The organism is Shewanella algidipiscicola, from assembly GCF_900380485.1.
In the GTDB taxonomy this organism is placed as follows: domain Bacteria; phylum Pseudomonadota; class Gammaproteobacteria; order Enterobacterales; family Shewanellaceae; genus Shewanella; species Shewanella algidipiscicola.
In genome coordinates this window covers 753,851-780,292 of sequence record NZ_OXJV01000001.1, presented here as the reverse complement: position 1 = coordinate 780,292, position 26,442 = coordinate 753,851, and the positions used below count along the sequence as shown (strand labels likewise).

Genomic DNA, 26,442 nt, shown 5'->3' with positions numbered 1-26,442 from the left:
AGTTTATCGATTGAATTTAGTTTCTATATTTCGCATTTTTTCTGATGCTTATTATTACCTCGATGATCCAATTTTTGTAACATCTGTGATCTAGCTTTGATAATTGTATATCTATAGGTAATACCCAGTATTATGATTGTATTTCAGAGATGAGATCTCGCTCTTAAAAACATCAGCTGTAACATTATCGATACATAAAAGTTGTGCTAGATCAAAAGTATCTTTTGGTCTTAGCCTCAGAATTTAGCGATTCCAACGATCAATGACTAAATTTGATAGCTAATGCGTAATAACCAACCAGTGACCGATAAAGAGGTACTGCTTAGCGACGAAGATATATTGTTGTCTACGACAGACCTAAGCGGGAATATTTTACATGCTAATAACGACTTTTGCCGAATTTGTGGTTTCGAAGAAACGGAGTTATTGCAGCAACCGCACAATATTGTGCGCCACCCCGATATGCCCAAGCAAGCTTACGGCATGTTATGGAAATCACTCAAAGCGCGTCGCGCTTGGATGGGAATCGTTAAAAACCGTTGTAACGATGGCGGGTTTTACTGGGTTAATGCTTATGTGGCACCAGTTATAGAGAATGGTCAGGTTAAAGAGTATCAATCGGTTCGCCGCCGCGCAGACAAAGCGCAGATTGAGCGAGCAAAAGCGATTTATCAGAGTTTGAATAAGGATGAATCGCGCCATGAGCTCGACAGCGCAACGTTTAGTTTTACCACTAAAATCAAGTTGTTTGCAGTGGTACTGATGCTGCTGAGTTTAGCCTGTAGCATCTATTCGCCCTGGTTAGCATTGGTGATGATGTTGCCTCTGTGGTTTGGGCTGCAGCGGATCATGCGGCCACTGAGTGAGCTTAATGAACGCGCTCTGTCGATATGTGATGATGGGGCGGCAAGGTATATTTTTACTGGGCGTAACGATGAGATAGGCAATATCTTATTTGCCATGGACTCCCTGACCGCCGAGGTGGCCGGTGCAGTGGGGCGAATGGCAGATACATCATCGGCCATTGCACAAGACAGCTCAGAGTTACTGGACTCCATCACTGCTGCAGCGCAAAGGGCTGACAGCCAGAGTCAACAAACGGCGCAAGCCGCTGCGGCCGTCGAGGAGATGACAGCAAGTTTTAATGAGTTAGGTGAACAAATTAAACAGGTGGCCGTTGATGTTGAAGGTAGCCAAGCCACTGTGGCACAGGGCTATGCGCAGTTAGATGCGGTGATCAGTGCAATCAATGGGCTCAATCAAGAGGTCGGCAATTTTGCTGGCGTGGTACAAGAGATTGAACACGACAGCGTGGCAATCAATGAAGTTCTTGATGTGATCAGTAATATCGCGGAGCAAACCAACTTACTTGCGCTGAATGCGGCTATCGAAGCAGCGAGGGCGGGTGAGTCGGGTAGAGGCTTTGCGGTAGTGGCCGATGAGGTGCGAAAACTCTCGTCGAGAACCAGCGACTCTACCAGTCAAATAGATGAAATTGTTAATAAATTTCAACAAAGTGCCGCCAATGCAGCACGTACATTAGTCGCAGGACAAACCCAAGCGACTCGCGCCGTTGAATTGGTGAAGCAGGCGGAAACGGTATTTGCTGGATTAGTCTCAACCATGCAGCGCATCAATGGTATGACAGATCATAGTGCCAATGCGATGAAGGAGCAGGGAATTGCGGCCACAGAGATAAGTGACTCGTTACAAACCATCAGTGAGTTGGCCTGTGAAGGGTATGAACAATCCCAAGCCGATCGCAAACTGGGGCAAAGTACTTCGCACAAAGCGTTAGAATCGCGGCAGCTCGCCAGACAGTTTTGGACTCAAGCAATACAACGCGCTAATCGCTAAGTCGTTTTAACAAAAACCACCCTAGAATCGGTATCCTTGGGTGGTTTTTGCGGTTTATCCCGCGCTCAAGCGATGAGCCAACGCTCGGGTTATCTCCCATTTAGCATGAGATACTCTCACCATGTGGTAGTGCTAACAATCGACGTGAGCTTAAAATACCATTTCAGGTACATGCTCAGGCACGATAAGTTTCCCTGCCGTTTTTTCAATGATCTCCTCGACACTCACACCGGGTGCGCGCTCAAGCAGATGGAACGCCCCATCTTTAATTTCGACAAAAGCCAAGTCGGTTAATACCCGCTTGATACAGCCATAACCGGTGAGCGGTAGCTCGCATTTGGGCAGCAACTTTGAGTTACCGTATTTGTCGGCGTGCATCATGGTGACGATAATATTGTCGGCGCCAGCCACTAAATCCATGGCGCCGCCCATGCCTTTGACCAATTTCCCCGGGATCATCCAAGAAGCAATTGAGCCATTCACATCGACTTCAAACGCACCAAGCACGGTTAAATCTACGTGGCCGCCGCGGATCATCGCAAAGCTCTCGGCCGACGAGAAAAAAGATGCGCCGGGGACTGCCGTTACCGTTTGTTTACCCGCATTGATCAGATCGGCATCTATGGTCTCTTCCGTTGGAAACTCGCCCATGCCAAGCAGCCCATTTTCCGATTGCAGCATCACTTCAATGCCCTCGGGGATATAGTTAGCGACTAAGGTGGGAATACCAATGCCTAAATTGACATAAAAGCCATCTTGCAGCTCTTGGGAAACACGTTGTGCTAATTGTTCTCTTGATAACGCCATGGTGTTTCCTCCTATTTAGTGGCTGCTTTAACGGTACGTTGCTCGATACGCTTCTCGAACGTGCCTTGAATGAGGCGATCGACATAGATACCTGGAGTATGGATATGATCAGGGTCGAGCTCCCCAGGCTCAACGATATGCTCGGCTTCCACCACGGTGATTTTGCCAGCGGTGGCCATCATAGGGTTGAAATTGGCGGCGGTTTTACGGAATACCAAGTTACCCATAGTATCGGCTTTCCACGCGCGGACTAAGGCAAAGTCGGCTTTTAGCGCTGGCTCTAGTACGTAGTGACGGCCATCGATTTCGCGCGTCTCTTTACCTTCAGCGACGGGGGTGCCATAGCCTGTGGCGGTAAAGAAGGCGGGAATACCAGCGCCGCCCGCGCGGATTTTTTCCGCTAACGTGCCTTGTGGTGTCAAAATCACATTGAGTTCGCCTGAGAGCATCTGCTGCTCAAAGGTGGCGTTTTCACCCACATATGAGGCGATCATGGTGCTGATCTGACGGCTCTTTAACAGCAGCCCTAAGCCAAAATCATCGACGCCAGCGTTGTTGGAAATCGCTGTGAGTCCGCGAGTGCCCATTTTTACCATTTGGGCAATAAGCCCTTCAGGAATGCCGCACAGGCCAAAACCACCCACCATAATGGTCATATTGTCTTCAAGGCCATCTAATGCTGCTTCGTAGCTGTTAACCAGCTTATTGAGTCCTGCCATTATTATTATCTCCTGTGAGAGGCGCTAGGCTCAGCGCCCAGCATCTATTTATTCTAGTCGCGCCTAAGGGTTATTCGGTCAGCGCAAGGGCCACTTTAGAGCCATTTTTTCGGCCCAGAGCTTGGCTAATTGTGTTGCCCGCCTCAATTAAACGCGGTAAATCAACGCCGGTTTCTATGCCTAAACCGTGTATCATGTAGACCAGATCTTCTGTTGCCAAATTACCCGATGCACCTTTGGCATAAGGGCAACCACCCAGACCTGCGACCGAGCTGTCGATGACCCTCACGCCTGTTTCTAAACAGGCGAGAATATTAGCCAGCGCTTGACCATAGGTATCATGAAAATGCAGCGCAAGTTTGCCTACAGGGACTTTCTCGGCAACCGCTTCAACCATTTTACGGGCGTTAATGGGCGTGCCAACACCGATAGTGTCGCCGAGTGAAACTTCATAGCAGCCCATCTTGTAAAGAAGTTCTGCCACTCTCGCGACTTCACTTACGGCAATATCACCTTCATAGGGACAGCCTAAAACACAAGAGACATAGCCCCGTACGGCGATGTTTTTGGCTTTAGCCGCCTCTATCACAGGGATAAAGCGCTCTATCGATTCCTCAATTGAACAGTTGATATTACGCTGGCTGAAGCTCTGTGAAGCGGCACCAAAGATGGCCACTTCGTCTGCACCAGCGTCAAGCGCAAGTTCCAGCCCTTTTAAATTGGGCGTCAGCGCGCTGTAGACTACGCCACTGCGTTTATTGAGCTGCTTAAAAATATCCGCCGAATCGGCCATCTGTGGCACCCATTTGGGTGACACAAAGCTGCCAGCCTCGATGCGCTTTAGGCCAGCCATGGCTAACTGGTCGATAAGGATAAGCTTGTCAGCCGTAGTGACTGCTCGCTCGTTTTGCAAGCCATCGCGAGCACCAACCTCAAAAAGGCTTACCTTGCTTGGGTATCTGCCAAGGCTAGTGGACATGATTAAGCCTCCTCACTAGCGCTGACATCGGCAAGTACTGCGCCATCACTGACCAGCTCGCCAGGCTCAAAGAAAAAGGCAGCAACGGTGCCATTAAAGGGAGCTTCTATGGTGTATTCCATCTTCATCGCTTCCATCACCATTAAGCCTTGACCTTGTTCAACCTTATCGCCGACTGCAACAAGATGGGTCACGATAGTGCCATTCATAGGCGCTTTTAGTTTATCTTCGCTGCTGCCTTGCTCTTCAAAAATTTCAGTCTGAATCGCACGGTAATGATAGCTGCCAGAGGGTAAAAATAGCGTAAAGTCATCACCTTCACGGCTCACGGGGATCTTGCTCTTATGGCCGTTAATCTCCGCATGCAGCAGATCTTGTTTTAGCTCACCGCTGAGGGTCAGTGTTTGATCGTTAAAGTTGAGATAATAACTATCACCTACTTGACTGAGGGTTAAGTGCTGTATTTGATGTTGGTCATCCAGCAAGGTGAGCTGGTGAACGCCGCTGCGGTTAAGCCTAAAGCCACTCACTTGGCCCCAAGGCGAGTAGGGATCATTGCTATTGGTAGCGGTGAGTTTTGCCTGCTCTTTTTGCGCGCAAAGGTGGTATAGCGCGGCAAAGGCGAGGGCACTATTTTGCTCTTTGCTATTGTCAGTATCTAAATTCGTACCAATTAAGGTGTCGCCGTAACGCTCAATAAAGTCGGTGCTAAAGTTGGCATCGCTAAAGGCGTGATGCTCAGCGATATTGGCTAAGAACTCGATGTTATGTTTCAGGCCACTGATTTGATATGACTCGAGGGCATGCACTAAACGTTGCAGTGCCCGTGGGCGTGACTCGTCCCAAACAATCAATTTGGCAATCATGGGGTCGTAAAAGTTACTGATCACATCGTTTTCGCGAATGCCTGAGTCGATACGCACATAGCGGTTTTGCTCGGGCTCACGCAGGAAGTTCAGTTTACCACTGGCGGGTAAAAACGCATTTTGCGGATCTTCGGCGTAAATTCGCACTTCAAATGAATGTCCATGAATGCGCACTTCATCTTGGCTCAGTGGTAATTCGCTGCCACTGGCAACCATCAGCTGCCACTTTACTAGGTCTTGGCCGGTGACCATCTCGGTGACAGGATGCTCAACCTGTAGACGCGTATTCATCTCCATAAAGTAGAAGCTGCTCGCCTCATCGGTCGCGTGGGTATCGAGCAGAAACTCGACGGTACCGGCGCCGACATAATCAATCGCTTTTGCGGCAGCAACGGCTGCTTCACCCATGGCGCGGCGAAGGCTGTCGGTTAGACCGGGTGCTGGGGCTTCCTCAACCACCTTTTGGTGACGACGTTGAATAGAGCAGTCACGGTCGGAGAGATAGATACAGTTGCCTTGGGTGTCGGCAAACACTTGCACTTCGACATGGCGCGGCTGTCTTAGGTAACGTTCAATCAATAATTTATCGTTACCAAAAGACGATGCCGCTTCTCGGCGCGCCGAGTTAATCGCTTCCAGTGCTTCTTTTTCAGACTCAACAATACGCATTCCTTTACCGCCACCGCCATAGGCCGCTTTGATAAGTTGCGGAAAGCCTATCTCTTTCGAGGCTTGAAGTAAGCTTGCATCGCTTTGATCGTCACCATGGTAACCCGGCACTAATGGCACATTGGCTTTTTCCATGATGATCTTAGCCGCACTTTTGCTGCCCATGGCATCGATGGCGTCGGCGCCTGGGCCAACGAAGGCGATGCCTGCTTGTTCACACTGGCGTGCAAAGTTGGCATTTTCAGATAGAAAGCCATAACCCGGATGAACGGCCTGAGCGCCGCTGCGCTTAGCGATATCGAGGATCAGATCGCCTTTTAGGTATGACTCACTAGGTGCGCTACCACCTAAGTAGAAAGACTCATCGGCCATCGCCACATGACGCGCATCTTTATCGGCATCGGAATAGAGGGCGACAGTTTTTACCCCCATGGCATTGGCGGTCTTGATAATGCGACAAGCAATTTCGCCGCGGTTGGCAATCAGTAGTTTAGTAAACATGTTAGCGAACTCCCGGGCTTGGCTTGGCAATAGGGTCATTATTTATTGTGGTGTTCATATCGCTTTCCAATCTGGGCTACGTTTATCGAAAAAGGCATTTAGCCCCTCTTGACCTTCATCAGATACACGAATACGGGCGATGCGCTCACTGGTGTAGCTCAATGTATCGTCATCGATAACGCCATCTTCTAAGCGTGACAACAAGGTTTTTACCCATGCCATACCTTGTGGGCTATTGCTTAACAGGGCGGCGATAATGGGTGCTGCTGCAGCGTCGAGATCATCAGCTATCTCATGGATAACATTGAGCTTTAACGCTGTTTCTGCATTAAAACGCTCGGCGGTGAGCATGTAGCGGCGTGAGGCGCGTTGCCCCATGGCGCGTACCACGTAAGGGCTGATCACTGCGGGAATTAATCCAAGCTTGACTTCGCTTAGGCAAAAGCTGGCGCGCTCGTTGGCGATCGCGATATCGCTTGCGCAGATAAGGCCTAGTGCGCCACCAAAGGCAGCTCCTTGTACCAGCGCAATAGTCGGTTTAGGGAACTTATCCAATGTATGCATCAAGGTGGCGAGCTCATTGGCATCGGCCAAGTTTTGCTCAAAATCCATCATGGCTTGTTTGCGCATCCAGTTAAGATCGGCGCCAGCGCTAAAGTTTTTGCCATTGGCCTTGAGCACTAAGACTTGGCAATCGTCATTGCTAGCAAAACTATCCAGTGCTGCGATCATCTCGCTAATCATCACCTCATCGAAGGCGTTATGTTTGTCGGCGCGATTAAGCACCATCTCACCGACACCACTGTTTAAGGCGCAGCTGAGATATTGAAAATCGGTGTCTAACTTATTGTTTAAATGAGTGTCTAGTGTTGTCTTGTCGGTCATGTTTGCATCCTCTGCCTACGTTGAGAAATCGAAGTTAATGGCCGCTTACATGCGGAACACACCAAACTTGGTTTCTTGTACTGGGGCATTTAGGGCGGCAGACAAGGCTAAGCCGACAACATCGCGTGTTTGCGCAGGATCGATAATGCCATCATCCCAAAGGCGAGCACTGGCATGATAAGGGTGACCCTCTTTGTCATATTGCTCGACGATTGGCGCGCGAAATGCCGCTTCATCCTCACTTGACCACTCAAGGCCTTTACGAGCGAGTCCATCACGACGAACGGTGGCCAATACGCCGGCCGCTTGTTCGCCGCCCATCACAGAGATGCGCGCATTTGGCCACATCCACATCATGGTCGGCTCGAAGGCTCGGCCACACATGCCGTAGTTACCCGCGCCGTAGCTACCGCCAATAATCACGGTAAATTTAGGCACATTGGCACAAGATACCGCGGTCACCATCTTGGCGCCGTGTTTGGCGATGCCTTCATGCTCGTACTTTTTACCCACCATAAAGCCGGTGATATTTTGCAAGAACAGCAGCGGTATTTTGCGCTGGCAACAGAGCTCAATAAAATGAGCGCCTTTTTGCGCCGACTCGGAAAACAAGATGCCGTTGTTAGCCACAATACCCACGGGGTAGCCATGAATGCGGGCAAAGCCGCACACCAGCGTCGCGCCATAATTGGCTTTGAATTCATCGAAATCAGAGTCGTCGACGATACGGGCAATCACCTCTTTGACATCGAAGGGCTTCTTAAGATCGGTACCGACAATGCCGTAAAGTTCATTAATATCAAACTTGGGTGGTTTGGCAGGGCTTAACAAGCTTTTAATCTGTTTATTGTGATTGAGACGTGTCACGGCTTTACGGGCAAGCTCGAGGGCGTGCTCATCGTTTTGCGCCAAATGATCGGCAACGCCAGAAATTTTGGTGTGCACTTCGGCGCCGCCAAGCTCTTCGGCCGAGACCTCCTCACCCGTTGCCGCCTTAACTAATGGCGGGCCAGCCAAGAAGATGGTGCCTTGCTCTTTAACGATAATGGACTCATCGGCCATGGCTGGCACGTAAGCGCCACCTGCGGTGCACAAGCCCATGACCACCGCAATTTGAGGAATGCCTAATGCTGACATCTGGGCTTGGTTATAGAAGATACGCCCAAAATGATCGCGATCGGGGAATACTTCATCTTGACGTGGCAGGTTGGCGCCGCCCGAATCGACTAAGTAGATACAGGGCAGGTGGCAACGCTTAGCAATATCTTGCGCGCGCAGATGCTTTTTGACGGTCAGCGGATAGTAGGTGCCGCCTTTAACCGTGGCATCGTTGGCGATCACCATACATTCGACGCCGCTGACTCTGCCAATGCCGGCGATGATGCCTGCTGCGGGCACCACATCGTCATACACCTCATAGGCGGCAAATTGGGATATCTCTAAAAACGGCGAGCCAGAGTCGAGTAGTTTCTCGACGCGTTGGCGAGGCGATAACTTGCCACGAGCAAGATGACGTTCCATAGCGACAGTGCCGCCACCTTGTTCAATTTCGGCGAGTTTGAGTTTGAGATCGGCGACGACACTCGCCATCTGTTGCTGTTTGGTTTTGAACTCATCGCTGCGGGGATTGATTCGACTACTCAGTTGCGTCACGTCAATGTTCCTTTTGTAAACTGTGATGGTGTCTGATGAGGCGTTGGCCCTCATCAAAGGCCGAGAAGTGGCTCGGCCATCGATAAGCGATTGACTATTTAGATTCGTTAAACAGTTCTCGGCCAATCAGCATGCGGCGAATTTCCGAGGTGCCCGCGCCAATCTCATATAGCTTGGCATCACGCAGTAAGCGACCTGTGGCATATTCGTTGACGTAACCGTTGCCGCCGAGTAGTTGAATGGCATCGAGCGCCATTTTGGTGGCGAGCTCAGCAGAGTAGAGGATCGCGCCTGCGGCATCTTTGCGGGTGGTTTCACCACGGTCGCAAGATTTAGCAACGTTATAGATATAAGATTTTGCCGCGTTCATGCCCGTATACATGTCGGCTAATTTGCCCTGAACCAACTGGAACTGACCGATAGATTGACCAAACTGCTCACGCTCGTGGATGTAGGGCACCACAATATCCATACAGGCCGTCATGATCCCTAGTGGGCCGCCAGACAGGACAACGCGTTCGTAATCTAGGCCGCTCATCAGCACTTTTACGCCGTTGTTGAGGCCGCCTAAGATGTTCTCTTCTGGGACTTCACAATCTTCAAATACCAATTCACAGGTGTTTGAGCCGCGCATACCCAGTTTGTCGAGCTTCTGTGCCTGGCTAAAGCCTTTGGAACCGCGCTCGACGATAAATGCGGTGATCCCGTGGGGGCCTTTATCTAGGTCTGTTTTAGCGTAAATCACGTAAGTGTGGGCGTCGGGTCCATTAGTGATCCACATCTTGTTGCCATTGAGGATATAACGGTCACCCTCTTTGCGTGCATGCAGTTTCATTGACACCACATCGGAGCCCGCATTGGGCTCACTCATGGCTAAGGCGCCAATATGCTCGCCGCTCACCAGTTTAGGCAGGTATTTAGCCTTTTGCTCGGCGTTACCGTTGCGATTAATTTGGTTAACGCACAAGTTAGAATGCGCGCCGTAGCTCAGGCCAATAGACGCCGATGCACGCGAAATTTCTTCCATCGCTACCACATGAGCAAGGTAGCCCATGTTGGCGCCACCGTACTCTTCAGGCACAGTGACGCCTAACAACCCCATGTCACCGAGTACGGGCCAGAGCTCATTAGGGAAGGCATTTTCCGCATCGACCTTAGCGGCGATAGGGGCGATTTCATTGGCGGCGAAACTGTGTACTGCATCACGCAGCATATCGACATCTTCACCGAGACCAAAATTGAGAGAGGAGTAGAGTTGAGTCATTGTTATATCCTACAGGTCTGATTTTTATAATTATTTTAGTATTAAAAATTAATGGTTTGAGTTAATTATCTATGGTTTAGCTGTCCGAGGTTATTGTTGCTGCTCTAGTGCTGCGCGGCATTGCTGCTCGGCAGAATTGAGCTCCATCAATACCACCTTGATGTCGTCCATCTGCTGCTGCAGTGCTGACTTTTTCTCTTCGACGAGATCGAGCATGGTGTGTAGCTGGGTGCTGCTATTTTTGTCGGCGTCATAAAGCTCGAATAAACGGCGGGTTTCGGCTAGAGAAAAGCCGAGGCGCTTACCGCGTAAAATCAGTTTTAGACGCACTCTATCTTTGAGGCCATAGATACGGGTTTGCCCACGGCGCTTAGGCTTTAGCAACCCTTGATCTTCATAAAAGCGGATACTACGGGTGGTAATATCGAACTCTTTTGACAGCTCGCTAATGGAATAAGTCGTCTGACTGGTGTGTTTGTCGCTCATCAAAAAATACCATAACAATTAACATTTGTTAGAACGATATATGAAGTTTACGTAAAGGTAAAGATTTTAGGCGGCAAATTGTCGCCATCACTTATGCACATAATAAAAAAGTCTTTATTAACAACGTCTTAGTGTGTTAGCTTGGTGGCCATTATGCAAAGGTCTAATGGGCAAAGGTGCGCCGTGTCTCATAATGCTATTAACTGGTCCTCGTGGTATCACGGGGCAAAACAGAGTGAGCGGCAACCGATATCGGTGATAGCCCATGTCATCGGGGAGAGGCAAATGAAGGCGTTACATAACCAATTACACCAACAATCTATAGAGCAGCCAGACGTATTTTGGGCGGATGCCGCTGCCGCACTTGACTGGGATAAACCCTTCGACAAGGTGCTCGATGATAGACAAGCACCAATGTATCGCTGGTTTAGCGGTGGTGAGATCAATACCTGTTACAACGCCGTCGATCGCCATGTGGAAGCGGGACGTGGCGAGCAAGTGGCGATTCAATATGTCAGTCCGATAACCGATACCGCATATGGGATTACTTACGCTGAACTGCAAGCTCAGGTGAGCCGTCTGGCGGGGTACATGGCAAGCCAAGGGGTGAGTAAAGGCGATAGAGTGATCATCTATATGCCGATGATCCCCGAAACGGCTTATGCCATGTTGGCTTGTGCGCGATTAGGCGCCATTCACTCGGTGGTATTTGGTGGTTTTGCGGCCAATGAGCTGGCGACGCGTATTAATGATGCTAAGCCGAAGATGATCCTATCGGCATCTTGTGGTATCGAACCTTCGGGCGTGGTGGCATATAAACCCTTACTCGATGATGCCCTAGGCCAAGCGACTCATCACGTGGAGCAATGCCTTATCCTCAATCGGCATCAGTTACATGCGGATCTAGTTGACGGCCGTGATGTGGATTGGCAAGCCGCTATGGTCGATGCGCCTTATGTCGGTTGTCAGCCAGTGGCAGCGACCGATCCCTTATATGTGCTTTATACCTCTGGTACCACAGGTCAACCCAAAGGAGTGGTGCGTGATAATGGTGGTCATGCCGTGGCACTCGCTTGGTCGATGAAAAATATCTACGACATTAATGGCGGTGATGTGTTTTGGGCCGCATCGGATGTGGGCTGGGTGGTAGGGCACTCCTTCATCGTTTATGGTCCGTTGCTGGTGGGGGCGACAACGCTACTATTTGAAGGTAAGCCTGTGGGGACGCCCGATCCCGGTATTTTCTGGCGTACTATTGCTCAATATCAGGTGAAGAGTTTCTTTACTGCGCCGACCGCTATTCGAGCCATTAAGCGCGATGATCCTGATGGCGACTTCATAAAAGATGTTGATTTAAGTTGTTTACAAACCGTGTTTTTAGCGGGTGAGCGCTGCGACCCCGACACTTTACATTGGGCAGAGCAGAAGCTAAACAAACCTATTATCGATCATTGGTGGCAAACTGAAACGGGTTGGCCAGTAGCCGCCAACATGATGGGCACAGCGCCAGTGCCGGTTAAGGCGGGCTCCCCTGCATTAGCGGTGCCAGGATATGATGTGCAAGTGGTTGATGAGATGGGCGAGTGCGTTGCGGCTAATCAAACGGGCAATGTGGTGATAAAGCTGCCACTGCCCCCCGGCACCTTGGCGACACTATGGCAAAATGAGGCGCGATATAAAGAAAGTTACTTGTCTATGTACCCAGGTTTCTATCTCACTGGTGATGCGGGCTACATGGATGAAGAGGGATACTTGTATATTATGAGTCGTATCGACGACATCATTAATGTTGCCGGCCACCGTTTATCGACCGGGCGTTTTGAGGAGGTGCTCTGTCAACATGAAGCCGTGGCAGAAGCGGCGGTGATAGGTGTTGATGATAAGCTCAAAGGGCAGGTGCCGCTGGGGTTGGTGGTGCTTAAAAAAGGCTGCACCTTAAGTGATGAGCGGCTGCATAAAGAACTGACAGCCCTTGTGCGCGAGCAGATTGGCCCTGTGGCCGCGTTTAGGTTAGTCAGTGCCGTGCCTAAATTACCTAAGACACGCTCGGGGAAAATTTTACGCGGTACTATGCGTAAAATTGCCGATAATCAGACCTTTAATATGCCAGCGACCATTGAAGATCCTTATACATTAGAGCTAGTGCGTAATGTATTAACCCGCATGGGCTATGCCGATGCCCATGTGTAAGGCGGGTGATTAATCTTGTATGAAAAGGGCCTTTTGGCCCTTTTCATGTTAAGTCATACTGCTATTATTTCAGCATTACTCATTACTCATTACTAAGCTGCTCACGACTTATATGTCATCTCAAACGCAATGCCTTAGGTGTAGGCGATGTGAGTTTGCCTACATTACAGTGAGTGACAAAAGCCAAGTGTGATGAAAATCGTTAGGGCTTACACCTAATTGAAGCTGCCGCTGCCCTTTATCTCGGCATACCACTCTCAATTACTGCTCACAATAGAGCCACAGTGACAGTGATTAATCACTTGGGCTAGTTACCGCTGCCACCACAGCATGTTATCGCAGTAGCCAATCACTGTACTTTATTCAGCCTGTCTTCGCCGTGAAAAAGAACACTCGCTCGGGGGGCAACTGTCAGTGCATTGCCGCTAATAAAGTCTTGTTAACGGCTAAATTAACTTCGTCATTTGACCTTTTTTTTACTTTCGTAAGCATAACATGCTGATTATTGTCTCTCAGTATGGAAGCCAGCTATGGCCTTATTGACTAAACCTCTGCTTGCGAGTGTTAACAAGTTCTCAAATGCGAACGAAAAACCGGGTGCAGTAGACAGCCCTAATGGCGGAGCTATTGCGCTGACGCCTGCGCGGCTTATCTTATTAGTGTCGTGTTATTTTTTTTGGGTGCTCAATGTGGCCTTGTTGGTCAAGCTCTTTGGCATACTAGAAGGGTTGAGTGACGTTAACCTAGGGTTTGTGTTAAGCATTCCGCTGTTTTTTATTGCTGCCTTTAATGGGATTTTTAGCCTGTTGACTGTGTTTCGGTGTGAAAAATGGTTGTTGGTCCCTCTGATCATCATCTCGTCGCTACTGAGTTATGCCATGTATAACTACGGCACCATTGTCGATCGCGACATGCTGGTCAATGTGATGCAAACTCACTCAGGTGAAGCTAAATCTTATTTCACGCTCAGCGCGTTATTATGGTTTGTGTTTACCGGGTTGTTACCTGCGGTGCTAATTGTGAAATTGCCGATTCGGCGCAGCACCATTTGGCGTGAGTTGGCGATGAAGTTGGTCTCTATTGCGATCTCTTTGTTGGTGATTTTGGCGATTGCAGCTCTTTACTATAAAGACTATGCCTCTGTGGGCCGCAATAACCATTACCTTAATAAGATGATCATTCCCACTCATTTTAGCCATAGCCTTTATGGTTATCTTAAATCAACCTATTTTACCCTTCCTAAGCCGTATCAAATGCTAGGTGAAGACGCCACATTAACCGCTAAGTCTTCGTCGAGTCGTAAACAGGTCATGGTGTTGATGGTCGGTGAGACGGCGCGTGCGGCTAATTTTCAACATGGTGGTTATGAGCGTGACACCAATGCATTTACTAAGCCCTTAGGTATCACCTATTTTCAGGATGTCTCTTCCTGTGGTACGGCGACGGCCATTTCGGTGCCTTGTATGTTCTCGCGGCAATCTCGGCAGGAATTTTCAGGTAGCGACGCCGACAACCAAGATAACTTAATGGATATCATCCACAGGGCGGGGATCAATACTGTGTGGTTGGAAAATGACGGCGGCTGTAAAGGGGTTTGCGCTCGTATTCAGACGGTAGAGTTTAAACCTGATGCAAATAATCCCGTGTGTGATGGCGACTATTGTCAGGATCAGGTGTTATTAGAAGGGTTGCAGGAGCAGCTCAACAAGCTCGATGCCCAGCAGAGCGTGATAGTGCTGCATATGGTGGGCAGCCATGGTCCCACTTACTACAAACGTTATCCTCAAGCATTTGCGCATTTTCAACCCGATTGTCAGCGCAGTGACATTCAAAACTGCGACGCACGGCAATTAAATAATACCTATGACAATACCTTGTATTATTCTGATTACATTATTGCTCAGGTAATTGAGCAATTACGTCAACATGAAGATTTGGATACTGGCTTACTGTATGTGTCTGATCATGGTGAGTCGCTCGGGGAGTCGGGCATGTACTTGCATGGCATGCCCTATGCGCTGGCGACCACAGAACAAACCCATGTCCCTATGTTGACCTGGTTTTCAGACACCTTTACCGCCGATAAACAGCTAGATGAAAACTGTTTAACTAGGCTGGCTCAGCAAGAGGGATATTCTCATGACAATCTGTTTGACTCCATGTTGGGTTTACTGGATGTATCGACCCAGGTTTATCGACCCCAGCTGGATATTTTTAATGTTTGTCGTCAGGATAAAGCCTTATCGTCAATCTCGTTAGCGGCAAAGTAGATGGTGGCTTGGGTGCCGCTGTGTTGTGGAGATGATAAGATGAGTCGCCAGCCTTGATGTTCACAAATCCGCTCTATTATTGCCAACCCAAAGCCATAGCCTGCGGGGTTGGCCACATTAACACCGCGTTCTCGCGCCTTGATTTGTAGCTCGTCGCTCATACCGCTGCCAGTATCAGATACACGCAGGTAATGTGCTGTGATGGTGACAGTAATGCCGCCGCTAGCTGTGTGTTGTATGGCATTACGCAATAGGTTATTTAACACGGCAACCATCATGTTTGCGGGTTGAGGCGGGGTTTGTTCGACCACCTCTAAAGTTAACTGCAAGCCTTGGTTATCGGCCAATGGCTGCCAATGAGCTAATTGGGCGGCTGCTAGTTCGGCTAATGGGCTGAGCTCGTTATTACCCGACAGTGAATCTGGCGTACGCGATAACTGTAAAAAGAGCTCAGTCTGCTGTTGCATTTGCCCAAGCGCCCCGTCTACACGTTGTAATTGGCGGGCTATGGCGGGGGGGACTTCACTTTCACCCAGCATATCTAGTGCGCCTCGGATCACCATCATAGGCGTGCGTAATTCATGGCTGGCGTTGGCGGCAAATTGCTGCTCTCGCAGTAAGAGCTCGTTCACTTGCAATACATAATGATCGAAACTGCGTGCCAGTTGGCCGGTTTCATCATTGGGGTAATGTCGTTCGAGTCGATTGTCCGTTTGTTGCGGCAGACTGGCCACTTCACTTGCCAGTTGCGATATTGGCTGCAAGATCTGTCGGCTTAAATGTCGAGATAAACCAAAGCCGAGCATCCATATCAGTAAGCGCCTAAGCTGACTCCAATAAACACCAGCAGCTCATAACGTTCAAATTCACTTTGATCTTGTACTAACACGTGTTTCCAGCCTGACTCATTGTGTACGAATAAGTTATAGGCCTTATTGGGGAGCAGTATTTCATGTGCGCCTTGGGGATAATCACGAAAGGCTTCGGGTAATAGGCTTTGATCGTTTTTGGGGAGTTTGTAGTAAACCGTATCGGTCATAGGTAACACCAGTGGCTCCGTAATGCCCTGATGATGACTAATGAGATCGGTGAGGTCGCTCTGTAAATGGTTATAAAATAGTGTGTCTTCAAACCAGGATACCAGCAATAGCATACCGGCTGCTGCTAACGTACTCATCGAGACTATTACCAAATTAAGTGCCAGTTGCAACCGAGATTTAATGGTTAGCCGCATCGGTATGCTCCTTGGCGGCTAAGCAATAACCTTGACCATGTACGGTATGCAGTAATGGGTAAGCAAAAGATTTATCAATTTGATTACGCAGTAAATAAATATGCGATTTTAGGGTATCTGAGTCAGGTGGGTCATCGGCCCATAGCTGATCAGTTAAGGTATCGCGACTGACGACATGTGGCGAGTGACGCATTAATATTTCTAGTAGTTTTAAGCATTTAGGGTTTAGCTTGAAGATGTGACCATTTCGACTCGCCTGAAGCCGGTCGAGATCCAGTGTCAATTCGTCGACTTGAAGCTGACGCACCTGTTGTTTTTGGCTGCGTTTTAGCACTGCCTGAATACGCGACCATAATTCGGGTAAGGCAAAGGGTTTAACCAAATAATCATCGGCTCCGGCATCAAAACCGTGCAGTTTGTCGTCGAGTGTGTCACGGGCGGTGAGCATCACTATGGGTAACATGTTTTGTTCTGCGCGTAATTGCTGACATAAGGTTAAGCCATCTAGCCCTGGCAAGGATAAATCCAGTACCAGTAGATCGTATTCTTGCTCTCTTATCTGATTAAGCGCGGCGGTGCCATTATAAAATGCATCAACCACACAGTGTTTCAGTGTCAAGTAATCCACTATATTGACTAAAATATCGGGATTGTCTTCTACTACAAGTATCCGCATATCTACTTCTCAGTGAGTGGCAGAGCGAGCCGTGACAGTGTTAGGGATATCGGGTTTGGATAACGTCGCCGCTTATAGTGCAATGCCCATTGTTGACTGGCAACCGTAAAATGGTAACGATGAGGTGATTGCAGCCTAAGTGGTAATGAGTCTATAAAGTTACTCCATTATGTCAACTGCTTGGTAGAAATGAGAGCAAGTGATTTTGTGCTTAATACTGTGGCGTGGTTCCTGCGCGTTGGTACAATGAGATAAGGGCGGTGGGAGAGAGTGTTATCTGTATGCATAAATTGATATCTTTATCTGCGTATGTCAAAAAGCGCAACGGGTTACCACTTGGCGCGTCAGGTTCGATGCGCAATATGTTGCAACGTTCATTAGGGGCTGGTGGCTTTCATCTCTTTTGGCATTATTGGAATCCGATATGGGGTTATTACTTATCCCTACACGTGATGAAGCCCTTAAGCCAAGTTTTTCCTAAAGGGTTGGCTACGGTTGTGACATTTAGCGTCAGTGGTGGACTGCACGATATAGCCGTTATGTTGGTCACGTGGCAGTTGATTTTCTTTTTTACCCCATGGTTTACATTGATGGGGATTATGGTGATAGTGTCTAAGCGGTTTAAATTGTCATTCGCTAGTTACCACTGGGTGGTTAGGGCTTGTTTTAACATGGTATTTGTTGGCGGCAGTCTACTGCTTGTCCGTTGGGGTCAACACATTGCGTTGAGTTAACTGTCTTTACACGCGAGTCAGTTCTTATGTGTTGTTGCCAATTATCGAATGGTTAAAAATAAAGGATACAGACTCATGATGGTCAATAAAGTCATTGGTATAGCGCTTATTCTTGTTGGCGTCGCGTTGGCAGTGTGGGGTTATAACATTTATGATTCGGCAAGCTCGCAGATCAGCCGAGCGTTCAGCGGCGATACCCCACTAGAAGCGTGGGCCGGTATGGTGGGCGGCGGGTTATGCGTCTTTATCGGATTATTAAAGGTAAAATAAATCTTGACAGCTGGTAGGTTAACGCCTGTTTAAGGCCCTGTTTTTTTTAGGCTTTGTTGTCTGATAACCAAAACTCAAAAAAGCCGACTCTTAACGAGTCGGCTGTTTAGTTTACGACTTTTTATTAAGGCGTTTAAGCGAGTTTAACCACCATCTTACCGCGGTTTTTACCTTCAAACAGACCGATAAATGCCGCAGGGGCTTGCTCGATACCTTCATAGATAGTTTGCTCGGCTTTCACTTGGCCATTAGCCAACCACTGGCTCATCTGTTGGGTAAACTCTGGATAATGTTCCCAGTGATCCATTACAATAAAACCTTGAATTTTTAGTTTTTTTACAATGATATTACTAATGTTACTTGGGCCAGGCGACGGCGTAGTATCATTGTAATCGGCGATCATGCCACACACGGCGATACGGCCAAACTCGTTCATATTATCCAGTGCGGCGACTAAGTGATCACCACCGACATTTTCAAAATACACATCGATACCTTGGGGCGCTGCCGTGCGCAGTGCGGCGCTTAAGTCTGTGGTGGTTTTATAATTGATCACCTGCTCCACGCCCATGGCTTTGAGGCTCGCTGCTTTTTCGTCAGAGCCGACCGAGGCGATCACTTTGGCTCCCATTAACAACCCCAGTTGACAAGCCACACTACCCACAGCGCCAGAAGCGGCCGATACAAATAGGGTTTCACCTGCTTTGAGCTCGGCGATACGGTTTAAACCTGTCCATGCCGTCATGCCTGGCATGCCTAACACGCCAAGAAAGTGAGACTCACACAAAGGGGTTGTAGGTAAAATAGTGTGGTCGCTACCGTCGGTCACATAATGTGTGCGCCAACCATTCATGCTGCTTACTTTGCTGCCAACGGGGAAGTCGGCGTGCTTGGATGCTATTACTTCGCCGATGGCACCACCCTCAAGCACTTCGCCTAAGGCGAATGGTGCGATATAACTTTCTCTGTCAATCATGCGGCCACGCATGTATGGGTCAACTGACATCCATAGGTTTTTGACTAAAAACTGACCTTGCTGTAACTCAGGTAGAGTGACTTGAGTTAAGGCGAAGTTGTCTGCCGTTGGCATCCCTTCTGGGCGAGATTGGAGTAAAATATGTTGTGCTTGCATGAAAAAACCTCATTTTGCTTTGTGCGCTAACTAATTGTGGTAAACTCTACTCTCAAAGTCTGAATAATGCAAATACTTTGCGCGCAAACTAAATGCCGGCGGCTGACGGTAAATCAACGTAACGTCAGCTCTTTTGAGGTATCAAGCTATCGGGTTTTGACATTTTCTTTTTAAATCAAATTGTTGTATTTTTATTTTTACACATTATTTTATGATTACTTTCTACCGTGAACAACGAATCTAAGGGCAGCAACATAGTGACGAGCACATCAGATAACCTATCCTCTAACGCCGCTGAAAACACTGGGATGGCAACGACCTCAACAGTGAAACCTGCATTGTCAGATAATGTCTGTTTTGCCCTCTATACTGCCGCTAACGCCCTAGTGCGTGCCTACCGCCCACTGTTAGAACAGTGTGATTTAACTTATCCTCAATACCTAGTAATGCAGGCATTGTGGTTACACGATGGCGCCAGTTTGACGGATCTTTCTCAATCGACACGCCTCGATTTAGGCACCTTGACCCCCATAGTTAAGCGTCTGGAAGGTAAGGGATTGGTGGCGCGAACGATTGACAGTCGTGACGAACGTAAAAAAGTGATTAATGTGACATTAGCGGGCGCGGCGTTAAAACAAGATGCCTTGACGTTAACCCAGCAATTATTAGATAAGGTGAGCATTTCAGGTGCCAAGCTCGATGAAATGCGCGATCTGTGCCTCACATTGACCGCGGAGCTTAATCAGTAAATGACACTAAAATTTGCGGTTTATTGAAATACACTGTTTTACTCAGTGACCAGTGATATTGGATATTACCTAGTCATTTAGTTAGCCATTTTTGTATAATTGTTATCAACTTGCTGCTTGTTTAAAAATGATTAATCGGCTTGTTAGTGTTTATCTCTTTTGGCCAGAGATGTGATTGAAATTCCGTAAACACAATCATCTACAGGCATCATTCATAGCTGGGGACACATGTAATGCAAAATCATTCAAAACTACTCGATATTGGCGTGATAGGCCTAGGTGTGATGGGAAAAAACCTCGCACTTAATATTGCCGACAACCACTATCGTGTGGCTGCGTTCGATCTAGATAATGACAAAGTTAATGGCTTACTGGCACAAGAACAACAAGAGCGCTTAGCCGGCCAGCCTCAGCGTATTAAAGGCTGTAATAATCTTTCTGAAATGTTATCCAATCTCACTAAACCCCGTATTGTGGTGTTATCGGTACCTGCCGGGGAGCCTGTCGATGGCGTCTGCGGTGCCCTGATTGATGCGGGCATTGAAGCCGATGATATTGTCATTGATACAGGTAACAGCCTATGGACCGATACCGTCGCCCGTGAAGCCCATTATGCGAGTCAATTTATCTTTTTTAGCTGCGCTGTGTCGGGTGGTGAAATGGGCGCACGTTTTGGTCCATCACTTATGCCTAGTGGTGATATCAATGCCTGGGAGCATATTAAACCCATTTGGCAAGCGATAGCCGCTAAAGTGGATGCGACAACCGGCTTACCGATAGAGCGACAAGAGCCAGGTAACCCGGTGACAGAGGGCGAGCCCTGTACCACCTATATCGGCCCTGCTGGCGCAGGGCATTATGTCAAAATGGTACATAACGGTATCGAATATGCCGATATGCAGCTGATCTGTGAAGCTTATCAGTTGCTGTCAGATACCTGTGGCATGAGTGCCATAGAAGTGAGTGCGGTCTTTTCGCGTTGGAACCAAGGCAGCCTCAATAGTTATTTAATGGAGATAAGTGCCGAGGTGCTGGCTCAAGTCGATCCTTTAACAGACAAGCCTTTAGTGGAGATGATCCTCGATAAAGCGGGACAAAAGGGCACTGGCTTGTGGACCGCGGTAAGCAGTTTACAGATAGGTACTCCGGCGCCAACTATTGCTGAGGCCGTTTATGCCCGCGCAATGAGCACTCAAAAAACACAGCGTCAACAATTAAGCCAGTGTCTAGCGGGGCCAAGCAAGGCGGCGCTTACCGGCAGTGAGCGGACGACGTTTATCGAACAGTTAGAAAACGCCTTATATTGCGCCAAGATTGCTTGCTATGCCCAAGGGTTTCAGCTGATGGCGATGATGGCTACCGAGAGAGGTTGGCAATTGGACTTTGCCGAAATTGCTAAGATATGGCGCGCTGGCTGTATTATTCGTGCCAAGTTTTTACAGTCGATCACTGAGGCTTATCAAGCCGCGCAAACACAAGGGATGGAACTGAGCAACTTGTTGATGGCTGAGAGCTTTAGTACAGCATTGTCAACCAAGCAGCTCGATTGGCGCAGCGCAGTGGCCCAAGCCGTATTAAGCGGGGTGCCTGTACCTTGTATCGGCTCGGCATTGGCATATTATGACAGTTATCGCTGCGACACCTTGCCTGCTAACCTATTACAAGGTCAACGTGACTTCTTCGGTGCCCATAGTTTTGAGCGAGTTGATACTCCAGCAGGGGAAAAATATCACCTCAATTGGAGCCACAAGCCACGTACGTTAGTGAAGTTATAGCCAATAGTTATGACATCTAACCGTTGAGATATGGATAAGCAAAAGGCCACGGGTTCCCCTGTGGCCTTTGCCGTTGTGATAGCGCTGATACGATTATCTATCCGCCGCAAGTGCCGCTGGCGTAACAGCTGGGTTTACGTGGGCAGGTTGAGCCCCGCGAGCAGATCAATCTGGCTTCGTTGTCTATGCCGCGCTCAATCCAATTGATATTGAGTATTCTCGCCACGCGTTTAATATCTGTTTTAATGCTGGTGGGCAGGTGAGCTGAGCCGCCGTTATCAACACAGACCTGTTTCAGCTCATGGGCGATAGCTTGTGCATCGCCGCCCTGAGCTTCGATGGCGGGGTTGAGGTCAATACCGGCGCATAGCACATGGGGTGTGCCAGCCAGATCGTTCACCCTAATGGATTCACAGCAGTAAATTTTTGGCTCTTGAGCCACATCTAAAATCGAGATCTGTGCCGAAGACCCCGTCGAAGTGGCATTGATCATTCTAAATACCGCCCAGTGCTGGCAGGGATCTTCAACTTGGCGCATATTGCCCCAAGGCAGCGGAATGCCATTGCCTCGATAGACGGCTTTGAGTTTTCCTGGTGAGTAGGCATCAAAATAGTGCCAATGGCTATAAGGTGACACGGCCGTCATGCGGCGCATCGCCACCGAAGCCGACACTCCAACACGTTTAGCCACATCAATTTCATAACCGTGTCTGTCGAGCAGTTGCCTAAAAGGTACTTTGGGGCAAAGCAGGGCGCCAGCAAAAAAACTTGACTCAAAATCACGCCAAGCATGCAAAATATCTTGCGCATCGACGGTGGAAGATTGCGGCGCGCTAAAGCTGTCTTCACTTAGGCTAGTGCCGTGGCTTCGACCCGCGACCATAATGCTTTTTAAGCCATCTTTGTTGTGTAAAACACAATGGCCTATGTGGACGGCTAAATCGTATTTGAGTCGATTAGTGTGATTGTTGAGTAATTTGTTGAGGCACAGCTTATTGGGCATTTCAAAATAAGAGGTGATGATGTGCTGATCGCTAGCGCCCGCTTCAAGGCGGATTTGTTTAGGCGCGCGGGTAAACCATTTTACTGTTAATCCCAACTTGGCGACAATTTCCAGCAGATCATCTAGGCTGAGCGGCATGCGTTTTAAGCCCACTTCTTCAGCGGCGCGTTCAAGATCGGGAAAATGATTTTGGTGATGTTCCTGATGAGCGCGAATTAACAAGTGGGCAAATTGGCGGCCGCTGATGCCGGTTTGTGACAACATCTCAGGGATGGCGATTTGTAAAATTTCATTGGAAAACAAAAAGCTTGGCTCTAACGCCATGCCACTTATGCCGCCGCGAGAACCTTTTACTGGGGTGATGGCTTGTTGCTCGGGCGCATCGTCAAGAAACCAGTCGACCTCTTTTTGAAACACCGCCGCTATCACAGCTAACATGCCGGCGCTAGGCACACGTTTGCCTCGTTCTATCATCGACAGATAGGAGACCGAGGGTGCCGAATCGGCATCCACACGGATACAGCGGGCGGACAAATCTTCCATGGTAAGGTTGTTACGTTTTCTGAGGTTCCGGATTTTGGTCCCTAAAAAATGTGACTTTCTCATTAAGCTTGTGTTGTTTTTCATTTTGTAAAATTCACATTGTGAAATTTCTATTGTGAAATTGTAAAGAAAAAAAGACTAGACTACAAATCAAGCAATCGAGAAAAGTGTAATTGCAGTGTATTTCGGCAAAGTCGATACCCATTAGTCAGTCAGCTTTGAGATGCCCCAAACGTGATAAACGTGCCAAATTATAGACGAGGATGAAGCTATGAATATTCACACACAGCAATCTAATCTTATCGACCACAGTATTTACAACTTCATCAAGCAGGTAATGCCTATGACACATGCAAACGCAAACACCGCCTTAGAGCAACACAGCGACTGTGAAGCGACAGCCTATGCCAAGCAAGTGCTGGATCAACACTTTCCGTTGAGTAATGGGTCGCATCAGGATGTATGCAGTTATGTGATTTATTATAAGCAGTTATTGGCATTCTTTGCCGACGGTAGCCAAAGTGGGTTGGCAGAACCTAGACAGTTTGTCGCGTTAACAGGGCATAAATGTGAGCCGACGTCATTAGTACTGAAAAACAATGGCTTTCACGTTGAAGTGTCGATCAATCGTCGTGGTGAGTATGGCTGTAATGACTTAGCAGGGATTGACGATGTGCAAGTTGAAGCGACATTAATGACCATAGTTAACAGTCAACAGGCGCCATCACAGCGCAGTTGGACGAGTCTAGTTAGCGGACAGGCGGGAAGTTGCAATAAGCAATTCACTTCAAAAGATGGTACCGAATACGAGGTGTAAAGAGTGATAAGTTTCGGGTTATCGCTAAATTTATCTCCCCAATAATATTATTAAGGCCAGTGACCCACTGGCCTTAATAATGTGTTATGACTTGTTTACTTTAGCGTAGCGGTGTCATATCAGCTTTGGTTGGCTCATACCCAGTTAAACGCTAAGCCTAGACTAAATAATGCGCTAAAAATAATCGTTAATTTGGCCGTTTTGCCCAATAAGGGGTTTAAGGCTTCCCCAGATGTTTGGCTAAATTCACTGTTGAGTTTACGCGCCAAAATCAGCGATAAGCCGCCCAATAGTACTGGTAAACCCGGTAATAAACCCAGAAAAAAACCACCGATAATCAGTGCAAAAGGCAGATAAACCAATGCCTGGTAGAGCACCCGCGCTTGACCTTCACCAATTTTGACCGCTAAGGTCAATTTACCTGCTTTAGCATCGGTTGGAATATCTCGGGTGTTATTCACTAACATGATGGCCGCATTAAATAGGCCTATAGCGCTGCCAAGCAACCAGGCTGCGGTGTTGGTCGTGCCAGCCTGTAGATAGAAGCTACCCACGACAGCCACTAACCCAAAAAAGATAAACGCCGCCACTTCACCCAATGCATGCGACGCCAATGGATAGGGGCCACCGCTATAACCAAGGGCTCCTAAAATTGACAAGAGCGCTAATAGTGCGATGGGCAAGCCGCCATGATAAATGAGTATTGAGCCAACTACTAACGCTAGAGCCAGACAGACTAGCATGGCATTGCGCACTTTTTCGGGCGCCAGCAAGCCGCTCTGTGTTACCCGTACAGGGCCTAAGCGTTCATGGGTGTCGATACCGCTTTTAAAGTCAAAGTAGTCGTTTGCTAAGTTAACTGCCACTTGCAGTAAAACCCCACATAGCATGGAGATAGCGGCGATAAACCAGCTGAATTGTGCTAGGTTGATCGCTAAAATGTTGCCTACTAATAAGGGGCCAATAGCTGCAGGAAGTGTGCGTGGGCGTGTCGCCAGGATCCAAGGATTCATTATCGTGTTAGTACTTATTTAGCCGAATAGGGGTGGGAGCGATACTCGCTCGAGACTGTCGATGAGTAGCATAGCAAAAAACAGTGACGCCTTGCAGTGCTTGCATTAGCGTTATGTGAACTGCTTCGTTCTATTTTTATCAAAAACACCCATTATCATTTTGTTTGTTGGGCAAGCAATCTTGTTGTTATCAATTTGTAAAATTAAATCGTCAAAGTTTGAACGAGCGCACAATGCTTTGCCGATCCTGACTCATATTTGTCGGTGACCTCAAAGAATATCACCATCATATATGCTGTCATAGGACTCTAGTGTAAGGTCAGTTAATGGCCAAATTAACTATTATCTAATTAATTAATATAAGATTATTTAGTTGCAATAGTTTGATGTAGGGAAGCATCAACAAGGCAATGACATAAGGAAAATGGCTGATGCGTTTTGATGAACAGGTGGCAGTTATCACTGGAGCCGGAGCGGGCTTAGGGCGAGCTTATGCCATCGCCCTTGCTGAGCGAGGCGCGCATGTCGCGCTCATTGATGCAGGTATTGCCGATCCTAACGCTGTGTTAACTCAAGACTCTGGCCTAATCAAAACAGCGCAAACCTTAACTGAGCTCGGCGCGCAGACCTTGAGCTTTAAGTTAGATGTGCGTGATAGTGTGGGTTTAAATGATGCGGTTAAGACAATTCTTGCTCGCTGGGGCCATATTGATATTGTGATTAATAATGCCAGTATTCATCGTCCCTGTGCGTTTGAGGATCTTTCTTATGCCCAGTGGCAGCAACAACTCGATATCGATGTCAATGGCAGTTTTATGCTAACCAAGTTGGTGTGGCCTGAAATGAAACGCCAAGGTTATGGGCGTATACTCATGAGCTGTGGTGCCAGTGCTTTATATGGCGATCGACATGAAAGCTGTTTTTCCACCAGTAAGATGGCATTAATTGGCTTAGTTAATAGCCTGGCCATTGAAGGTATGGATAGCAATATCTGTGTTAATTCGATTACTCCCCACGCGTTGACCCAAATGACTGAACATCATTTGTCACCATTAGTTAAGCCACTATTTTCGACCTCATCGGTGAATGCAGTCATGTTATTTTTAACGTCGACTTTAGCGCCCACCGGACAGCATTTATTGGTCGCTGCAGGTAGTGTGAGTCACGGCAAGTTTACCGAATCTCAACACATGCGCATTACCGATGCTGAGTGCAATCCAAATGTTATACATGCCCATTGGCATGAGCTTAAACAAGCACGTCCTTACCAAGTTCATCCCAGTGGCGAAGCTCAGGTCACTGCATGGGCTAAAAGAAGTGCAGGTGAACATCATATTGTGATTGAGTAAT

Annotated in this window: 23 protein-coding genes; 9 read left to right on the top strand and 14 right to left on the bottom strand. The window is 48.1% G+C overall.

Going from position 1 to position 26,442, the window contains the following annotated elements; translation table 11 throughout:
- Nucleotides 1–282: 282 nt before the first annotated feature.
- A complete protein-coding gene (locus tag DN599_RS03475; protein WP_110456240.1) occupies nt 283–1,857 on the top strand; it encodes a methyl-accepting chemotaxis protein in 1,575 nt (524 codons plus the stop codon).
- 150 nt (nt 1,858–2,007) lie between these two features.
- Here DN599_RS03475 and DN599_RS03470 read toward each other — a convergent pair whose 3' ends face one another.
- The 8 genes from DN599_RS03470 to DN599_RS03435 all read right to left on the bottom strand — a co-directional run bounded on the left by DN599_RS03470 (nt 2,008) and on the right by DN599_RS03435 (nt 10,686).
- The gene (locus DN599_RS03470) at nt 2,008–2,664 is read right to left on the bottom strand and encodes a CoA transferase subunit B (protein ID WP_110456239.1); all 657 of its coding nucleotides are present in this window, start codon (nt 2,662–2,664) and stop codon (nt 2,008–2,010) included.
- Between the two features lie 11 nt (nt 2,665–2,675).
- The gene (locus DN599_RS03465; protein ID WP_110456238.1) at nt 2,676–3,383 is read right to left on the bottom strand and encodes a CoA transferase subunit A; all 708 of its coding nucleotides are present in this window, start codon (nt 3,381–3,383) and stop codon (nt 2,676–2,678) included.
- 70 nt (nt 3,384–3,453) lie between these two features.
- Nucleotides 3,454–4,362, bottom strand: a complete 909-nt coding sequence (locus DN599_RS03460) for a hydroxymethylglutaryl-CoA lyase (RefSeq protein WP_110456237.1) — start codon at nt 4,360–4,362, stop codon at nt 3,454–3,456.
- Between the two features lie 2 nt (nt 4,363–4,364).
- On the bottom strand, nt 4,365–6,398 hold the full coding sequence (locus DN599_RS03455) for an acetyl-CoA carboxylase biotin carboxylase subunit (protein ID WP_162599142.1): 2,034 nt from the start codon (nt 6,396–6,398) through the stop codon (nt 4,365–4,367).
- 54 nt (nt 6,399–6,452) lie between these two features.
- A complete protein-coding gene (locus DN599_RS03450) occupies nt 6,453–7,283 on the bottom strand; it encodes an enoyl-CoA hydratase-related protein (protein WP_110456235.1) in 831 nt (276 codons plus the stop codon).
- A gap of 45 nt (nt 7,284–7,328) precedes the next feature.
- Nucleotides 7,329–8,936 (bottom strand): carboxyl transferase domain-containing protein, encoded by a 1,608-nt coding sequence (locus DN599_RS03445; protein ID WP_110456234.1) that lies wholly within the window; start codon nt 8,934–8,936, stop codon nt 7,329–7,331.
- 94 nt (nt 8,937–9,030) lie between these two features.
- Nucleotides 9,031–10,200 carry an isovaleryl-CoA dehydrogenase gene (locus DN599_RS03440; protein WP_110456233.1) on the bottom strand — a complete coding sequence of 390 codons (1,170 nt, stop codon included), beginning with the start codon at nt 10,198–10,200 and terminating at the stop codon, nt 9,031–9,033.
- 90 nt (nt 10,201–10,290) lie between these two features.
- Nucleotides 10,291–10,686: a MerR family transcriptional regulator gene (locus DN599_RS03435; protein WP_110456232.1), complete on the bottom strand. Its 396-nt coding sequence runs from the start codon at nt 10,684–10,686 to the stop codon at nt 10,291–10,293.
- A 285-nt stretch (nt 10,687–10,971) separates the two neighbouring features.
- Here DN599_RS03435 and DN599_RS03430 point away from each other — a divergent pair, with 285 nt between their 5' ends.
- Entirely contained in the window at nt 10,972–12,876 is a 1,905-nt protein-coding gene (locus DN599_RS03430; protein ID WP_110456231.1) for a propionyl-CoA synthetase, read from the top strand.
- 530 nt (nt 12,877–13,406) lie between these two features.
- A complete protein-coding gene (locus tag DN599_RS03425) occupies nt 13,407–15,146 on the top strand; it encodes a phosphoethanolamine transferase (RefSeq protein WP_110456230.1) in 1,740 nt (579 codons plus the stop codon).
- On the opposite strand, the gene DN599_RS03420 is transcribed toward DN599_RS03425, so the two are convergent.
- From DN599_RS03420 to DN599_RS03410, 3 genes are read right to left on the bottom strand one after another with little or no spacing between them, the layout of a single operon-like run.
- Entirely contained in the window at nt 15,104–15,952 is an 849-nt protein-coding gene (locus tag DN599_RS03420; RefSeq protein WP_110456229.1) for a sensor histidine kinase, read from the bottom strand. The genes DN599_RS03425 and DN599_RS03420 overlap by 43 nt on opposite strands.
- Nucleotides 15,953–15,957: 5 nt before the next feature.
- Nucleotides 15,958–16,380, bottom strand: a complete 423-nt coding sequence (locus DN599_RS03415; protein ID WP_110456228.1) for a hypothetical protein — start codon at nt 16,378–16,380, stop codon at nt 15,958–15,960.
- Nucleotides 16,364–17,056, bottom strand: coding sequence for a response regulator transcription factor (locus DN599_RS03410; RefSeq protein WP_110456227.1), 693 nt, complete (start codon nt 17,054–17,056; stop codon nt 16,364–16,366). Before DN599_RS03410 ends, DN599_RS03415 begins: the two co-directional genes overlap by 17 nt.
- Nucleotides 17,057–17,337: 281 nt before the next feature.
- Here DN599_RS03410 and DN599_RS03405 point away from each other — a divergent pair, with 281 nt between their 5' ends.
- Both DN599_RS03405 and DN599_RS03400 read left to right on the top strand, forming a co-directional pair.
- Complete coding sequence (locus DN599_RS03405) at nt 17,338–17,790, top strand: acyltransferase (RefSeq protein WP_110456226.1); 453 nt, start codon at nt 17,338–17,340, stop codon at nt 17,788–17,790.
- A gap of 78 nt (nt 17,791–17,868) precedes the next feature.
- On the top strand, nt 17,869–18,060 hold the full coding sequence (locus DN599_RS03400) for a DUF3185 family protein (protein ID WP_110456778.1): 192 nt from the start codon (nt 17,869–17,871) through the stop codon (nt 18,058–18,060).
- A 133-nt stretch (nt 18,061–18,193) separates the two neighbouring features.
- On the opposite strand, the gene DN599_RS03395 is transcribed toward DN599_RS03400, so the two are convergent.
- Nucleotides 18,194–19,192, bottom strand: a complete 999-nt coding sequence (locus DN599_RS03395) for an NADP-dependent oxidoreductase (RefSeq protein ID WP_110456225.1) — start codon at nt 19,190–19,192, stop codon at nt 18,194–18,196.
- A gap of 308 nt (nt 19,193–19,500) precedes the next feature.
- On the opposite strand from DN599_RS03395, the gene DN599_RS03390 reads away from it, so the two are divergent.
- A complete protein-coding gene (locus DN599_RS03390; RefSeq protein WP_204165099.1) occupies nt 19,501–19,941 on the top strand; it encodes a MarR family winged helix-turn-helix transcriptional regulator in 441 nt (146 codons plus the stop codon).
- A 233-nt stretch (nt 19,942–20,174) separates the two neighbouring features.
- Nucleotides 20,175–21,716, top strand: coding sequence for an NADP-dependent phosphogluconate dehydrogenase (gene gndA, locus DN599_RS03385; protein WP_110456224.1), 1,542 nt, complete (start codon nt 20,175–20,177; stop codon nt 21,714–21,716).
- Nucleotides 21,717–21,813: 97 nt separating this feature from the next.
- Here the strand turns inward: gndA and DN599_RS03380 are convergent, their stop codons facing one another.
- Nucleotides 21,814–23,346: a DUF3612 domain-containing protein gene (locus DN599_RS03380; RefSeq protein WP_110456223.1), complete on the bottom strand. Its 1,533-nt coding sequence runs from the start codon at nt 23,344–23,346 to the stop codon at nt 21,814–21,816.
- A 187-nt stretch (nt 23,347–23,533) separates the two neighbouring features.
- Between DN599_RS03380 and DN599_RS03375 the strand changes: the two genes are divergently transcribed.
- Nucleotides 23,534–24,079 carry an aldolase/citrate lyase/malate synthase family protein gene (locus DN599_RS03375; RefSeq protein WP_110456222.1) on the top strand — a complete coding sequence of 182 codons (546 nt, stop codon included), beginning with the start codon at nt 23,534–23,536 and terminating at the stop codon, nt 24,077–24,079.
- 134 nt (nt 24,080–24,213) lie between these two features.
- Here DN599_RS03375 and DN599_RS03370 read toward each other — a convergent pair whose 3' ends face one another.
- The gene (locus tag DN599_RS03370) at nt 24,214–25,092 is read right to left on the bottom strand and encodes a 1,4-dihydroxy-2-naphthoate polyprenyltransferase (protein ID WP_110456221.1); all 879 of its coding nucleotides are present in this window, start codon (nt 25,090–25,092) and stop codon (nt 24,214–24,216) included.
- A 431-nt stretch (nt 25,093–25,523) separates the two neighbouring features.
- Here DN599_RS03370 and DN599_RS03365 point away from each other — a divergent pair, with 431 nt between their 5' ends.
- Nucleotides 25,524–26,441: an SDR family NAD(P)-dependent oxidoreductase gene (locus DN599_RS03365; RefSeq protein WP_110456220.1), complete on the top strand. Its 918-nt coding sequence runs from the start codon at nt 25,524–25,526 to the stop codon at nt 26,439–26,441.
- The last annotated feature ends 1 nt before the right edge of the window (nt 26,442 follow it).

What these genes read in the sequence shown, in the direction of transcription:
- DN599_RS03415 (WP_110456228.1), bottom strand. Translation starts at nt 16,380, where the DNA reads ATGCGGCTAACCATTAAATCTCGGTTGCAACTGGCACTTAATTTGGTA.
- DN599_RS03475 (WP_110456240.1), top strand. Translation starts at nt 283, where the DNA reads ATGCGTAATAACCAACCAGTGACCGATAAAGAGGTACTGCTTAGCGAC.
- DN599_RS03430 (WP_110456231.1), top strand. Translation starts at nt 10,972, where the DNA reads ATGAAGGCGTTACATAACCAATTACACCAACAATCTATAGAGCAGCCA.
- DN599_RS03455 (WP_162599142.1), bottom strand. Translation starts at nt 6,398, where the DNA reads ATGTTTACTAAACTACTGATTGCCAACCGCGGCGAAATTGCTTGTCGC.
- DN599_RS03405 (WP_110456226.1), top strand. Translation starts at nt 17,338, where the DNA reads ATGCATAAATTGATATCTTTATCTGCGTATGTCAAAAAGCGCAACGGG.
- DN599_RS03375 (WP_110456222.1), top strand. Translation starts at nt 23,534, where the DNA reads ATGAATATTCACACACAGCAATCTAATCTTATCGACCACAGTATTTAC.
- DN599_RS03390 (WP_204165099.1), top strand. Translation starts at nt 19,501, where the DNA reads ATGGCAACGACCTCAACAGTGAAACCTGCATTGTCAGATAATGTCTGT.
- DN599_RS03395 (WP_110456225.1), bottom strand. Translation starts at nt 19,192, where the DNA reads ATGCAAGCACAACATATTTTACTCCAATCTCGCCCAGAAGGGATGCCA.
- DN599_RS03370 (WP_110456221.1), bottom strand. Translation starts at nt 25,092, where the DNA reads ATGAATCCTTGGATCCTGGCGACACGCCCACGCACACTTCCTGCAGCT.
- DN599_RS03440 (WP_110456233.1), bottom strand. Translation starts at nt 10,200, where the DNA reads ATGACTCAACTCTACTCCTCTCTCAATTTTGGTCTCGGTGAAGATGTC.
- DN599_RS03365 (WP_110456220.1), top strand. Translation starts at nt 25,524, where the DNA reads ATGCGTTTTGATGAACAGGTGGCAGTTATCACTGGAGCCGGAGCGGGC.
- DN599_RS03470 (WP_110456239.1), bottom strand. Translation starts at nt 2,664, where the DNA reads ATGGCGTTATCAAGAGAACAATTAGCACAACGTGTTTCCCAAGAGCTG.
- DN599_RS03435 (WP_110456232.1), bottom strand. Translation starts at nt 10,686, where the DNA reads ATGAGCGACAAACACACCAGTCAGACGACTTATTCCATTAGCGAGCTG.
- DN599_RS03400 (WP_110456778.1), top strand. Translation starts at nt 17,869, where the DNA reads ATGGTCAATAAAGTCATTGGTATAGCGCTTATTCTTGTTGGCGTCGCG.
- DN599_RS03420 (WP_110456229.1), bottom strand. Translation starts at nt 15,952, where the DNA reads ATGCTCGGCTTTGGTTTATCTCGACATTTAAGCCGACAGATCTTGCAG.
- DN599_RS03450 (WP_110456235.1), bottom strand. Translation starts at nt 7,283, where the DNA reads ATGACCGACAAGACAACACTAGACACTCATTTAAACAATAAGTTAGAC.
- DN599_RS03410 (WP_110456227.1), bottom strand. Translation starts at nt 17,056, where the DNA reads ATGCGGATACTTGTAGTAGAAGACAATCCCGATATTTTAGTCAATATA.
- DN599_RS03380 (WP_110456223.1), bottom strand. Translation starts at nt 23,346, where the DNA reads ATGAAAAACAACACAAGCTTAATGAGAAAGTCACATTTTTTAGGGACC.
- DN599_RS03460 (WP_110456237.1), bottom strand. Translation starts at nt 4,362, where the DNA reads ATGTCCACTAGCCTTGGCAGATACCCAAGCAAGGTAAGCCTTTTTGAG.
- DN599_RS03425 (WP_110456230.1), top strand. Translation starts at nt 13,407, where the DNA reads ATGGCCTTATTGACTAAACCTCTGCTTGCGAGTGTTAACAAGTTCTCA.
- gndA (WP_110456224.1), top strand. Translation starts at nt 20,175, where the DNA reads ATGCAAAATCATTCAAAACTACTCGATATTGGCGTGATAGGCCTAGGT.
- DN599_RS03465 (WP_110456238.1), bottom strand. Translation starts at nt 3,383, where the DNA reads ATGGCAGGACTCAATAAGCTGGTTAACAGCTACGAAGCAGCATTAGAT.